Below are 14664 nucleotides of genomic sequence, written 5' to 3'. Positions count from 1 at the left end.
ACGAAAATGAATAATCTAATTCCGCATCACATACATTATCTAAAGAAGAGCATGCTTCTTTTATGCATGCTGCTTCTAAATTTTTTATCTCTGCATGCACAGGAAAACTTAAAAAGAAAACAGCTTTTTGACAATGATTGGAGATTTTTTTTAGGAGAGGAAACTAAAGCGTCATCCGATAATTTCAATGATAAAGACTGGCGACACCTTGATCTGCCCCATGACTGGAGCATTGAAGGCAAAGTTCATCCAAAGAATGCAACTGGTGCAGGAGGAGGATACTTTCCGGCGGGAGTCGCTTGGTACAGAAAGACTTTTACAGTGCCTGATAACTGGAAGACCAAAAAAACAGGGATTTATTTTGAAGGGGTTTATATGAATTCCGAAGTTTTTATTAATGGCAAATCGCTTGGGGTTTATCCGTACGGATATTCCTCTTTCAGCTACGATCTTTCTCCGTATCTTAAATATGGAGAACAGAATGTGATTGCTGTGCGTGTAGACAATTCACAGCAGATGAACAGCCGTTGGTATAGCGGATCGGGAATCTATAGACATGTCTGGCTGATTCAGACCAATCAAGTTCATATAGCGCAATGGGGAACAGGAATCAGCACTTTAGAGATTTCTGCCAAAAAAGCAACAGTTCGTGTGGAAACAAAACTGATGAATGAAACCGAATCGTTACAGGAAATTACTGTTACAGCATTAATCCAAAATCCGAATTCCAATACTGCAGGACGTAATCAAACAAAAGTGGTGCTTTCTCCAAAGAGTGAAAAAGTCGTGATCCAGCTTATAAAAGTAAGCAATCCGGCACTTTGGAGTCCGCAACAGCCTTCCTTATATAAAGCTTTAATACAGGTTTCAAAACAAAAGGAAATGTTAGACGAGAGCACGACAAATTTTGGCATTCGCTCTCTTGCGTTTACGGCAGAAAACGGATTTCAGCTCAACGGAAAAACAATTAAGCTCAACGGAGGATGCGTGCATCACGACAACGGTTCTCTGGGTGCCGCTGCTTTTGACCGAGCAGAACAGCGCAAAGTGGAGCTTTTAAAAGCCAGCGGTTTCAATGCTGTAAGAACTTCTCATAATCCACCTTCAGAAGCCTTTTTAGATGCCTGCGACCGATTAGGTCTGTTGGTTATGGACGAATCTTTTGACTGTTGGAAAGTAGGGAAAAATAAATATGATTATTCAAATTATTTCAATGCCTGGTGGAATCGTGATTTGCAAGCCATGGTATTGCGCGACCGCAATCATTCCTGCATTTTTATGTGGAGCATTGGAAATGAAATACCTGAAAGAGAAGATCCAGATGCGGTGAATACGGCCAAAATGCTTTCTGAAGAAATAAAGAAAATCGATACAAGCCGTCCGATAACATCGGCTATTGTTAATGGCGGTAAAAATTGGGATATATTCGATCCTTTGATGGCTCAGCATGATGTTGCGGGATACAACTACAACTTAGACAAAGCGCCGCAAGACCATATAAGAGTACCCTCTCGAATTATAGTCCAAACAGAATCGTATCCTAAAGATGCTTTTAAAAACTGGGAATTAGTACAGAAAAACAATTACATCATTGGAGATTTTGTATGGACAGCCATGGATTATCTGGGAGAATCGGGAATAGGGCGTAACTATTATTCAGGAGAAGTGCCTGGAGAACATTGGGAGAATGATTTTTTTCCATGGCATGGCGCTTACTGCGGAGATATAGATCTTCTAGGTTGGAGAAAACCTATTGCACATTATAGAAGCATGCTGTATAACGAAAAAGAAAAACTCTATATGGCAGTTCGAGAACCTGCACCAGAACCCCTGGAAATTAAACAGACGTGGTGGTCGGTATATCCTACGTGGGAAAGCTGGACATGGCCTGAATATATGGGGAAAAATGTTGAGGTCGAAGTATATTCCAAATATCCAAAAGTTCAGCTGTATCTTAATGACCAGTTTTTAGGAGAGAAGGAAACAGGAGAGCAGCAACAATTTAAAGCTGTTTTTATCGTACCTTACTCGCCGGGAATTTTAAAAGCAGTTGGCGCAGCAAATGGCAAAGAACAGGAGTCCGTTACGCTGAAAACAGCAGGCGAGGCGGTGCAGATTAAATTGGCAGCCGACAGAAAAGAGATGAAAGCCGACGGACAAGATTTAACTTATATTGCAGTTGAACTAAGGGATCAAGAAGGAGTTTTGAATCCTAATGCAGACGGACGCCTTACTTTTAAAATTGAAGGACCTGGAACTATCCAAGCAGTCGATAACGCGAATCTAAAGGATTTTGAACCCTATCAATCTCTTACTAGAAAAGCTTGGCACGGAAGGGCTCTGGCAATTGTGAGAAGTAGTCATCAAAAAGGAGAAATCAAAGTAACGGTTTCTGGAGATGGATTACAAGCGCAGACCATTACTATTACATCAAATTAAACCCGTTGGGTGAAACTTTTTTAACACATAGAAACATAGCTTTTAGGAGTACACATAGCACTATGTGTTAAAGCTTGCTTTTTCTATAATCTTAAGCAGAAGCAATAAAAAACTATGTTTCTATGTGTTTAAATTAAGTTTTATTCCATTTCAATAATTAAAAGAATATGACATTAGCAGCGAGGCAAAGCCTTTTTTTAATCCTTTTTTTATGTTCATTCTGTATAGATGCTCAGAAGATTAGTTCTCCTGACGGACGCATGCAAGTTATTTTAAACTTGCCAGATAAAAATAAGCCTGACGGTGTTTCTTATAAAGTTTTATACCAAAGTGACAAGACCCTTTCTGAAGTGGTACGCGAATCAAAATTAGGCATAACACGAAAAGATCAGCAGTTTGTGGGGAATCTTTTATCAGTTGGACAATCTGAATCTGTTTCGGTGAAAGATACGTACGACATGATTTGCGGCAAGCGCAAGCATTGCGAAAATACAGCGATCGAAAAAACATTTCATTTTAAAAACACGAACAATCAGACTTTAGATATCATTTTCAGGGTTTATAACAACGGAGTAGCCTTTCGTTATGTATTTCCTGATGCTTCCGATTCTAAACTTAGCATTAATGGAGAAGCTACGACCTATGTCCTGCCGAAAAAAGCAGACCGATGGATGCAGCCATACGATCCTTCTTACGAAAGATTTTTCCCTTATAACACAGGAGGCGAAACAGCTACGGATAAAGTACAGCAATATGGCTTTCCAGCATTGTATAAACTTCAAGACCAACCAGTGTGGGCATTGATTTCTGAAGCTGATATTAGCGAGGATAACTGCGCCGCCAGATTAACCAGAACTTCTAATACTGATGAATATCAAATTGCATATCCTTCTGCGGCGCAATCAAAACAGCCATGGCACTCCCAATGGCATACTATAATAATTGGCAAACTTTCAGATATTGTAGAGTCTACTCTTATTACAGATGTAAGTACGCCTAGCCAGGTGAAAGACACCCAATGGATTAAGCCCGGCGCCGTTTCATGGATCTACTGGGCCAACAACCGTGGCTCTAAAGATTACAAGATTGTAACCGATTATATTGATTTGGCTGTTGAAATGAACTGGCCATACGTGCTTATTGACTGGGAGTGGGATGTAATGACAAATGGCGGTAACATCATTGATGCGGTAAATTATGCCAAAAGCAAATCGGTAAAACCTATGATATGGTACAATTCCGGCACAAGCTGGATGGAACCTACTCCAAACGATCGATTACAAACGGCTGAAAAAAGAGCCAAGGAATTTTCGTGGCTAAATAAAATTGGCGTGTATGGCATAAAAGTCGATTTTTTTGCGGGCGACCAGCAAGATATGATGCAATATTATATTGGCATATTAAAAGATGCGGCTAAATATCATTTAATGGTGAATTTTCATGGAGCTACTGTTCCTCGAGGTTGGGCTAGAACTTATCCCAACTTGATGTCAACCGAAGCTGTTTATGGAGCAGAATGGTACAACAATACGGCTGAACTTACAGATAAAGCAGCTGTTCACAATACCACACTCCCTTTTACTCGAAATGTAGTAGGCTCGATGGATTATACTCCGGTTACTTTTTCAAATTCCCAGCATCCCCATATTACTTCCTATGCTCATGAACTGGCTTTGGCTGTTGTTTTTGAGTCTGGCCTGCAGCATTTTGCCGATAAACCATCAGCCTACAGATCGCTTCCTGAACCAGCCAAAGAATTTCTTAAAAAAGTGCCTGTAAGTTGGGATGATACGCAATTAATTGACGGCTTTCCGGGAGAAAAAGTAATTATGGTCCGAAAAAAGGCAGATAAATGGTATCTTGGAGGTTTAAACGGTAAAGATCAGGCTCAGACTTTAACAATAAACTTCGATTTCCTTGATAAAGGGACTTATAATTTTGAGCTGATAAAAGATGGCAAAGACGATAAATCTTTTTCTTCTGAAACAATAAAAGTTAAAAAAGGCAGCGTATTAAAAATTGAGTGCCTGCCAAGAGGAGGATTTACAGGCTTTATAAAATAGTTAGAATATATAATTTAAAATGAAAGGTATTTTGAAAACAAAAAGAATTAGAACCGCATTGCTTATTATGCTTATGGTAGCAGGTAAAACATTTGGGCAAAGTAAAACCATTAACCTGTGGGATAAGAAAGTGCCTGGGGCTATAGCTAATGCCGATTATAAAGAAACCAATTCAGACGATAGCTGGATGCAGCGTGTTTCGAATCCGAGATTAGATGTGTATCCTGCTCCTGCTGAAAAAGCAACGGGTACTGCCGTTATTATCTGTCCTGGCGGAGGTTATTCCGGAATGGCTATCGGTCATGAGGGAAAACAGGTTGCACAATGGCTCAATAGTCTTGGCATTACGGCATTTGTATTAAAATATCGATTGCCAGATGCTGCTATAATGACCGATAAATCTGTTGGCCCTATGCAAGATGGACAGCGTGCCATCCGTTTGGTTAGAAGCAGAGCCAAAGAGTGGGGAATCGATCCTAAAAAAATCGGCATTATGGGTTTTTCTGCAGGTGGGCATTTGGCTTCTACTCTTTCAACGCATTTTAATGCAAAAGTATATGAGAGTGCAGATGCAACTAGTGCGCGTCCAGATTTTTCACTGTTAATATATCCTGTAATATCAATGCGTGAAGAGATAACCCATATGGGATCGAGAATTAATCTTTTGGGCGAAAAACCATCAGCTGAGCAGGTTAATAATTTTTCAAATGAACTGCAAGTCAATAGTGAAACTCCGACAGCATTTTTAGTCCATTCCATGGATGATGGTGCTGTACCAGTAGAAAACAGTATACAATATGCCTTAGCTTTAAAGAAAAATAAGATTCCTTGCGAGTTTCATATATACGAAAAAGGAGGACACGGCTATGGACTAGGCAAATCTGGCAGCACAGAGTCAGATTGGAGTCTGGCATGCGGCAGATGGCTCAAAGCAAAAGGCTTAATCAATTAAAAGAACCTAACCTGTTGGGTGTAATTGTTTTAAATACATAGAAACATAGATTTATATGTTTTTTAAGGTCTCCAAAAGAGAATTTTATTCTTTCACATAGCTGCTATGTGCATTTAAACTAGTGAAACGCTTCTTAAAGCTTTCTGAATCTATTTTTCTATGTGTTAAAATTGAATTTGGAGCAATTACATCAAACAGGTAAGAACCTATATTTAATTTCACTGCTGCTATCTGTTTTTGGAAGCAGATCTTTTTGAAAAACCATATCAATCATCTTTATATTGTCTAAAATATTGATTAGTACAACAATTATTGCCCTTTTTTAATACAAAGCGTACCGTAGTCAGCTGTTTTTTCTTGTCAAATTTGCCAGTTGAAAAAAACTTCGAAGCTATAATTCAAAGCACCAATATCAATTTGTGCAGCAAGATGCTAAAAACAGCTTTCCAAAAGAGACAACGTTTAAGCGAACGTTTTTAAGTTTTTTCAAAGCGTACCAAAAAACATTTAATTACTAACTACAATAACCACACATCAAATGAAAAGGACTTTATTACAGGCAGTTATTTTTATATTTTTATCAGCAGGCGGATCGGCGCAGGTGCTCCATCTCAAGTCTCCTAACGGAAAGATTGAGATGGATTTAGAAAACGGCGCCAAAATCCGATGGTCAGTGAAACATAACAATACAGAAGTCGTTGCTCCTTCAGCTATTTCATTAACATTGAGCAGCGGAGAGATTTTAGGAAACAATGCGAAAATTGCAAGCACTAAAAATTCGGCTTCAAACACCACTTTCGAAACACCTGTTTATAAGAAGAAAACGGTTGTGGACCAATACAATCAGCTGATTGTAAATTTTAAAGGAAATTTTGGTCTGATATTAAGAGCTTATAATGATGGTGTAGCTTATCGTTTTTTTACAAATAAGAATAAAAAAATTACCATTGCATCTGAAGAAGCCAGTTTTAACTTCAGCCAAGACCATAAAGCTTTTGTACCCTATGTTCGCGATTTAAGAGAAAAAGACATGTATACTTCTGCTTTTGAAGCGCTTTATGATGAAATTCCGCTTTCTAAATTTGTCAAAGATTCATTAGCTATTTCTCCGCTTCTTGTCGATTTAGGAAATGGAAAAAAAGCAGCTATTATTGAGGCTGAACTCCAAGACTATCCGGGCATGTTTTTAACACGAAATAATGAAACGCAATATGGACTTAGGGGAATATTTGCACATTATCCAAAAAAGGAGCGTTTAGGCGGCTATAATAAAATGAATTACATGGTCTCTGAGAGAGAGAGCTACATTGCAGAAACAAACGGCAGTAGAAGTTTTCCTTGGAGGGCAGTCATCATAAGCGAAAACGACACCGAGCTTTTGAATAATGATATGGTTCAAAAACTTTCTTCGCCTTCACAAATTTCTGACATGAGCTGGATCAAACCCGGTAAAGTGGCTTGGGACTGGTGGAATGACTGGAATATATCGAAAGTCGATTTTAAGGCTGGAATCAATACGCAGACTTATAAATATTATATCGATTTTGCTTCTAAAAACAATATTGAATATGTGGTGATAGACGAGGGATGGAGCGAAGAAACCGATATCTTGAAGATTTCGCCAGCTATGGACATTAAAGAACTTATCGACTACGGAAAACAAAAAAATGTCGGAATCATGCTTTGGGCTTCATGGTATGCTGTAAATCAGGTTTTAGATGATGCGTTTACCAAGTATTCAAATATGGGAGTGAAAGGCTTTAAAATAGATTTCATAGACCGTGACGATCAAAAAATGGTTAACTCGCTTTATAATATTGCGAAAAAGGCGGCTTCTTACAAACTTCTTATTGACTATCACGGAATGTATAAGCCGACTGGTATTCAAAGAACCTATCCAAATATCCTAAATTTTGAAGGAGTCAAAGGCTTGGAAAATGCGAAATGGACACCAAAAGATGACATGCCGCATTATGAAGCGAGCATACCTTTTATAAGAATGCTGGCAGGACCTATGGACTATACGCCGGGAGCTATGCGCAATGCAACAAAAGCAGATTTTCGTCCAAGCAATTCACTGCCAATGAGCCAAGGCACAAGATGCCATCAGCTGGGTATGTATGTTCTTTATGAAGCGCCGCTGCAAATGATGGCGGATAGTCCAACAGCTTATATGAAAGAACAGCAAAGCACTACATTTATATCTCAAATTCCGACCACTTTTGATGAGACAGTTGCGCTGGATGGAAAGGTAGGCCAATATGCAGCCATTGCCAGAAAAAAAGGCAATAAGTGGTTTATAGGCGGATTAACCAATTGGTCGGCTAGAGAAATAGAACTCGATTTATCTTTCCTTGGAAAAGGAAGCTTTACAGCAGAAGTTTTTAAAGACGGATTGAATGCCGAAAAAGACCCAACAGATTACAAACGTGAAATAATTAAAGTGACCAATGCCAGCAAATTGAAAGTGCAGATGGCTCCTGGAGGAGGTTTTGCAATTATAATTAATCCTGAAAAATAGTTAAAAATATCTCGGAATGATTCTCTTGCTTATTGAGGCAAGTATTGTTCTGTAACCTGATAATGAATTAGAAAGCATACTATAATGAAAAAAAAATATATCACCATTTTACTATTACTATATTTTTTCCTCTCGCCATTTTTTGGATGGGCGCAATCTGCTCTTTATTTAGATGAAAGCCAGCCAATAGAAGTTCGTGTAAAGGATGCCTTATCACGAATGACGATAGAAGAAAAAGTAGCACTTTGCCATGCGCAGTCAAAGTTCAGCTCTAAAGGAGTTCCGCGTCTGGGCATACCAGATGTATGGTCATCAGACGGATCTCACGGGGTGAGCGATGAAAAACTCTGGGACGAATGGAACTCAGCACAATGGACGAATGACTCATGCACTGCTTTTCCTGCCTTAACCTGTCTTGCGGCAACATTCAATCCAAAGATAGCGCAGCTTTACGGCACATCTATTGGAGAAGAAGCCCGGTACCGTGACAAAACTATGCTGTTAGGGCCTGGCGTAAATATTTACCGTACGCCGCTTAATGGACGAAATTTCGAATACATGGGCGAAGATCCTTTTTTGGCTTCGCGAATGGTGGTTCCATACGTGCAAGGCGTGCAGTCTAATGGAGTGGCGGCCTGCGTAAAACATTTCGCCCTGAACAATCAGGAAATAGCTCGTGGCGAAATTAATGTCAATGTAAGCGATCGTGCCTTGCATGAGATTTATCTTCCAGCCTTCAAAGCCGCAGTTCAGGAAGGGAATGTGTGGTCTATCATGGGAGCTTATAACAAAATATGGGGAGTGCACTGCTGCCATAACGACATTTTACTCAACCAAATCTTAAAAACCGACTGGAAATTTGATGGTGTAGTGGTTAGCGATTGGGGAGGTGTCCACAATACTGACGAAGCGGTCAATGGCGGACTTGATATTGAAATGGGTACTTATACCAATGGACTGACCACGCAAGGCCATTTTCCTTTTTCGAGCTATTATTTAGCCGATCCTTTTCTGAAAGGAATTAAATCGGGCCAATACGAAATGTCAAAACTTGACGATAAAGCAAGCCGAATTCTGCGAATGATTTTCCGCACTACTATGAGCGCCAATCGTCCTTATGGCCGTTTTGTTTCTCCCGAGCATAGCGATGCAGCTCGAAAAATAGCACAGGAAGGAATCGTATTGCTTAAAAACGAAAAACAATTTTTACCTATTCCAGAAGGCAGATACAAAAAAATTGCTGTGATAGGTGAAAATGCCGTAAAAAGCCTGATCGTTGGCGGCGGTTCTACGTCATTGAAAGCGGCTTACGAAATTTCTCCTTTACAGGGATTAAAAAATAAATACGGCGAAAATAATATTGTTTATAGTATGGGATATGCTTCGGGACGACCGCTTTATGGTGCCGAAGAACCCTCTAAATTAAATCTTGATTCTTTGCAAAACGCAGCGATCGAGACCGCTCGTCAGGCTGATATAGTTGTCTTTGTTGGAGGGTTGAATAAAAATTATTTTCAGGATTGTGAAAGCGGAGACCGTAAATCACTGAGCCTGCCGTTTGGTCAAGACAAATTTATTGAAGAAATACAGAAAGTAAATAATAATGTTGCAGTTGTTTTACTAAGCGGAAATGCGGTTTTGATGCCTTGGCTTAACAAAACAAAAGCCGTTGTACAAGGATGGTATCTTGGTTCGGAAGCAGGAAATGCTTTGGCTGATATTATTTCTGGCGAGGCAAATCCGTCAGGAAAACTCCCTATTTCATTTCCTAAAAAATTGGAGGACGCAGGAGCACATGCTTTTGACCAGCTTTGTTATCCTGGTGATGGGAAAAATGTCTATTATAAAGAAGACATCTTAGTAGGATACCGCTGGTACGATACTAAAAAAATCCCTGTGCTTTTTCCTTTCGGATATGGATTGAGCTACACTACATTCCAGTACGGGAAACCAGCTGTTTCATCAAAAACGATTACAGCTGCTGACTCTTTAGCCGTAACAGTTTCCATAAAAAACACAGGAAAAGTAGCAGGAAAAGAAGTTGTACAGCTTTATGTTAATGACGAAAAGTCAAGCCTGCCTCGTCCTATTAAAGAATTAAAAGGATTTGAAAAAATTTCACTGGAACCGGGAGAAGAAAAAACAGTGCGTTTTACTTTAACAAAAGAAGATTTTTCTTATTATGACGACACTAAAAAAGAATGGATCGCAGAACCTGGCAAATTCAAAGTAATGATTGGAGCTTCAGCTGCTGATATTAGAGGAGCGGCAGATTTTAATTTAAAATAAAGCATTGCAATAATTAAAAATATGAAAAGAATAATTTTCCTTTTAATCACTATAGTCGGATGCTGCCATTTCTTGAATGCGCAGGGATACAAAAATCCAGTCATTTCTGGATTTCATCCAGATCCTAGCGTATGCAGGGTAGGAGACGATTACTATTTGGTCACTTCCAGCTTTGAATACTTTCCGGGAGTTCCCATTTTTCACAGTAAAGATTTAATCAATTGGACCAAAATTGGGCATTGCCTTACGCGCCCTTCCCAGTTAAAGTTAGATAAATGCGCTCCTTCAGCCGGTATTTATGCCCCTACAATCCGCTATCATGAAGGCCGTTTTTATATGGTCACGACCAATGTATCGGGCGGAGGAAATTTTTATGTGCATACCGATAATCCTGCAGGAGAGTGGTCGGAACCCGTTTTTGTCGATCAGGGCGGTATAGATCCTTCGTTATATTTTGAGGATGGCAAATCTTATTTTGTATCGAATCAGAATGGCATTACCATCTGCGAAATTGATATTAAAACAGGAAAAAAACTCACTAAAGGACAAACGGTGTGGAATGGAACAGGAGGACGCTATCCTGAAGCTCCGCACATTTATAAAAAAGACGGCTGGTATTATCTGCTAATTTCAGAAGGAGGCACAGAATACGGCCATAAAATAACCATAGCGCGAAGCAGGGACGTTTATGGGCCTTACGAGTCCAATCCTGCCAACCCGATTCTGACGCATATTAACGAAATTGCTCAGAGCAATCCGATTCAAGGTACAGGACATGGCGATTTTATTCAGTCGCATGATGGTTCTTGGTGGATTGTCTTTCTAGGCTTCCGTCCCCAGAGTCTGCTGCACCATGTGTTAGGCAGAGAAACATTTCTGGCTCCTGTAAGATGGGATGCAGGTGCTTGGCCGGTAATAAATGGCAATGGTACGGTTAATATAGATATGAATGTGCCTACTTTACCTTTGCAGGCTGTAAAACCTCATGATTTTTCTACAAGTTTTGATGAAGTAAAGCTCGGAACCGATTGGAATTATCTTAGAAATCCTTTTATGCAGCAATATTCACTTACCGAAAAGAAAGGTTCATTGCGATTAAAAGCCACTTCGGTATCTTTAGACGACAACGATTCGCCAACTTTCGCAGGACGCAGACAGGAACATATTGATTTTTCAGCTTCTACTGTGATGTCATTGGATAATGCAAGAAGTGGAGACGAAGCTGGTATGACTATCTTTTATTCAAGTCAGGCACATTACGACCTTTCTTTGAAGAAAACAGAAAAAGGCAAAAATAAACTAGTATTGCGTTATAAAATGGGCATACTGAATCACACCGCATCTGAAGTGGAAATTCCTGCCGATAAGATTTATTTGAAAGTGGAAGGCAATAAAGATTTATACAGTTTCTACTATTCTCTGGAGGGAAAGGAATTTAAATTTTTAGATAAAATCAATATTTGGTACCTAAGTTCTGAGACCAATGGAGGTTTTACAGGAGTGTATATTGGACTTTACGCTGCATCTCAAAACAAAAACACCAAAGCATCTGCTGATTTTGATAGTTTCACGTATAAACCAGCTAAAATTAACTAAAAATGAGTCGACTGCAAAAAATCTGTAAAGCACATATAGTAACCATTTTATTGGCGTTTTTTTTAGTCAGCAAGGCAAATGCCCAAACAGCAATGGTCAATGCTGCATCTAGAAACTCAATAAGTTTAAATGGGAAATGGAAAGTGCTGTCTGATCCAGGTGCTGCTGGCGACTGGAAAAAAATTTGGATCGAGCCAAAACCTCAGAAGAAAACAGATTTTTTTGAATATTCATTTGACGGTGCGCCGGAATTGAATGTTCCCAGCGACTTCAATTCGCAATTGTGCGAACTGGCTTTTTATGAGGGCGCTGTCTGGTACAAAAAAACGGTTACTCTTTTTAAAAAGAAAAATACAAGGCAGTTTCTGTATTTTGGAGCAGTAAATTATAGCGCCGACGTATATCTGAATGAAGAAAAATTGGGAAGCCATGAGGGAGGTTTTACTCCTTTTCAATTTGAAATTACAGATAAAATAAAAGATGGCGATAATACCATAATTGTCAAAACAGACAACCGTCGTTTAGAGAATGGAATTCCCGGTTTAGGATATGACTGGATGAATTATGGAGGACTCACACGTGATGTAAAAGTTATTGAAACTCCCAGAACCTATATTGCCGATTATTTTATTCAGTTAAAAAAAGGCAGTCTAAATAATGTGTTTGGCTGGGTGAGGCTAAACGGCGAGAATTTGAGCCAAGAAATTACAGTAAGAATCCCGGAATTAAATATCGCTTATAAAACAAAGGCAGATAGCAGCGGTTATGCAAAGCTTGAATTTTTGTCCAAGTTCAAGCTATGGTCACCCCAAAATCCTAAACGGTACCATGTAATTCTGCAATGCGCAACCGATTCTATAACTGATGAAATTGGTTTTAGAAGCATTGAAACTAAAGGGAGTGAAATTTTACTAAATAAAAAGTCCATTTTTATCAAGGCTGTCAATATTCACGAAGAAAATCCTATAAAAAAAGCAAGAGCATTTTCATTGGAAGATGACAGGCTATTGCTGAATTCAGCAAAAGAACTAGGATGCAATTTAGTAAGATTGGCCCACTATCCGCATAATGAGGACATGATTAAAGAAGCTGAAAAAATGGGTTTGATGGTGTGGAGCGAACTTCCAATCTATCAGAATATTAAGTTTTCTGATAGTCTTGTTCCTTACAAAATGCAGGATATGCTGCAAGAAATGATTGCAAGAGATAAAAACCGATGCTCAGTCGTGGTTTGGAGCCTTTCGAATGAGACGTATCCAGGTACTCCAAATAGAGATAAAGCGCTTATTGATTTAACGGAAAAATGCAAAGCAATCGATTCTACAAGATTGATTACGCATGTTATAAACACGCAAGGCTATACCAATAATTCGTTTCATATTTGGGATACGCTTTATAAGTACTCTGATTTAATTGCGCTTAATGAATATATAGGCTGGTATATTCCCTGGCAGGGAAAACCTTCAGAAGTGAAGTGGAAAGTAGATTTTTCTAATAAACCTGTATTCATTTCAGAATTTGGAGCCGAGGCATTATATGGAAATAGAAATGTACCTGCAGATCAAGCTTCTTATTGGTCTGAAGAATATCAAGAGCAGGTTTATAAAAATCAGATCGAAATGTTTAAAACTATTCCAAATTTAAGAGGCGTTTGTCCATGGCTATTGTATGATTACAGGTCATTGGGAAGAATGCATCCTGTATATCAAAAAGGGTATAATAGGAAAGGATTAATCTCTGAAAATGGAGAAAAGAAAAAAGCTTGGTTTATTATGAATGACTATTATACAAAAAAGAAGAATGAAAACTAAACCGATATTAACTGCGATTTTGGCTTTGGTCTGCTGGTCTATAGGACATTCCCAAACAGAGAATAGTACAGACAAAGAATTAAATCTGCAGCCCATAGTATTGAATGCTGACGACAAACCAGCATTTCCAGATCCGCCGCAAGGATTTAGGGACAAGCACGCAGAAATGGCTTCTGGAAAACTGACAGTGGTTCAGTACAATTCTAAAACATTGGGCACTCGCCGCGAAATGACAGTTTACACCCCTGCAGGCTATGAGTCTGATAAAAAATACCCAGTGCTTTATCTGCTCCATGGCCTTAATTCAGATAAAGGGCAATGGACGGATTGGATTCGTGCGCAGGATGTTATAGATAATTTAATCCGTGACGGAAAAATCAAGCCAATGCTGGTGGTTTTTCCCAACTGCAGCTCAAGTATCACTGTTGAAAATCCGGCTCCTGACCAAGAAAAGGAGAAAGAAATTGGATATAAAAGTTATGGAGTATCTTTTGAGAAAGATCTGCTGAAGGATATCATTCCGTATATTGAATCAAATTATGCTGTATACCGCAATCGAGAGAAGCGAGCTTTAGCGGGTTTATCTATGGGAGGCGGGCAGTCTCTGAATATTGGCCTTTCCAATATTGATACTTTTGCTTTTGTTGGAGGCTTTTCTTCAGCTCCCAATACAAATGAAGTAGGAGGGCTTTCTGATCTTAAACTTGTGCCTGACATAAAAGCGGCAAGAAAAGATCTTAAAGTATTGTGGGTTTCTTGTGGCAGTAAAGACTGGCTTTTCAATGTGAGCCAGCGCATTCACGGCTGCTTAAAGACCAATCAAGTGCCTCATGTGTGGCATGTAGACGGTAATGCGCACGATGATGCAGAATGGGCAAACAATCTGTATCTTTTCTCGCAGGATATTTTCAAATAAAAATATTTTAAGCAGTTTATAGCCGTTTTTTGAAACGCTTTTTAATAAACGAATATAGTCTGAGAAAAAAAAGCAGC

8 protein-coding genes are annotated in these 14664 nt (G+C 39.1%); all 8 read left to right on the top strand.

Annotated elements, in window-relative coordinates:
- The first annotated feature begins 6 nt into the window (after window positions 1-6).
- The 8 genes from QE431_RS13665 to QE431_RS13630 all read left to right on the top strand — a co-directional run bounded on the left by QE431_RS13665 (window position 7) and on the right by QE431_RS13630 (window position 14587).
- A complete protein-coding gene (locus QE431_RS13665; protein WP_307296806.1) occupies window positions 7-2439 on the top strand; it encodes a sugar-binding domain-containing protein in 2433 nt (810 codons plus the stop codon).
- A gap of 167 nt (window positions 2440-2606) precedes the next feature.
- Window positions 2607-4502, top strand: a complete 1896-nt coding sequence (locus QE431_RS13660; protein WP_307296803.1) for a glycoside hydrolase family 97 protein — start codon at window positions 2607-2609, stop codon at window positions 4500-4502.
- A gap of 31 nt (window positions 4503-4533) precedes the next feature.
- Complete coding sequence (locus QE431_RS13655; RefSeq protein WP_307296801.1) at window positions 4534-5454, top strand: alpha/beta hydrolase; 921 nt, start codon at window positions 4534-4536, stop codon at window positions 5452-5454.
- 538 nt (window positions 5455-5992) lie between these two features.
- On the top strand, window positions 5993-7975 hold the full coding sequence (locus tag QE431_RS13650) for a glycoside hydrolase family 97 protein (RefSeq protein WP_307296798.1): 1983 nt from the start codon (window positions 5993-5995) through the stop codon (window positions 7973-7975).
- A gap of 84 nt (window positions 7976-8059) precedes the next feature.
- Window positions 8060-10264 (top strand): beta-glucosidase, encoded by a 2205-nt coding sequence (locus QE431_RS13645; protein ID WP_307296797.1) that lies wholly within the window; start codon window positions 8060-8062, stop codon window positions 10262-10264.
- Window positions 10265-10285: 21 nt separating this feature from the next.
- Window positions 10286-11860, top strand: coding sequence for a glycoside hydrolase family 43 protein (locus QE431_RS13640; protein WP_307296795.1), 1575 nt, complete (start codon window positions 10286-10288; stop codon window positions 11858-11860).
- A gap of 2 nt (window positions 11861-11862) precedes the next feature.
- Complete coding sequence (locus QE431_RS13635; RefSeq protein ID WP_307296793.1) at window positions 11863-13671, top strand: glycoside hydrolase family 2 protein; 1809 nt, start codon at window positions 11863-11865, stop codon at window positions 13669-13671.
- Window positions 13661-14587, top strand: coding sequence for an esterase family protein (locus QE431_RS13630; RefSeq protein WP_307296791.1), 927 nt, complete (start codon window positions 13661-13663; stop codon window positions 14585-14587). Before QE431_RS13635 ends, QE431_RS13630 begins: the two co-directional genes overlap by 11 nt.
- The last annotated feature ends 77 nt before the right edge of the window (window positions 14588-14664 follow it).

This window comes from Flavobacterium sp. SORGH_AS_0622, from assembly GCF_030818825.1.
In the GTDB taxonomy this organism is placed as follows: domain Bacteria; phylum Bacteroidota; class Bacteroidia; order Flavobacteriales; family Flavobacteriaceae; genus Flavobacterium.
This window is presented reverse-complemented; position numbering and strand designations above follow the sequence as displayed.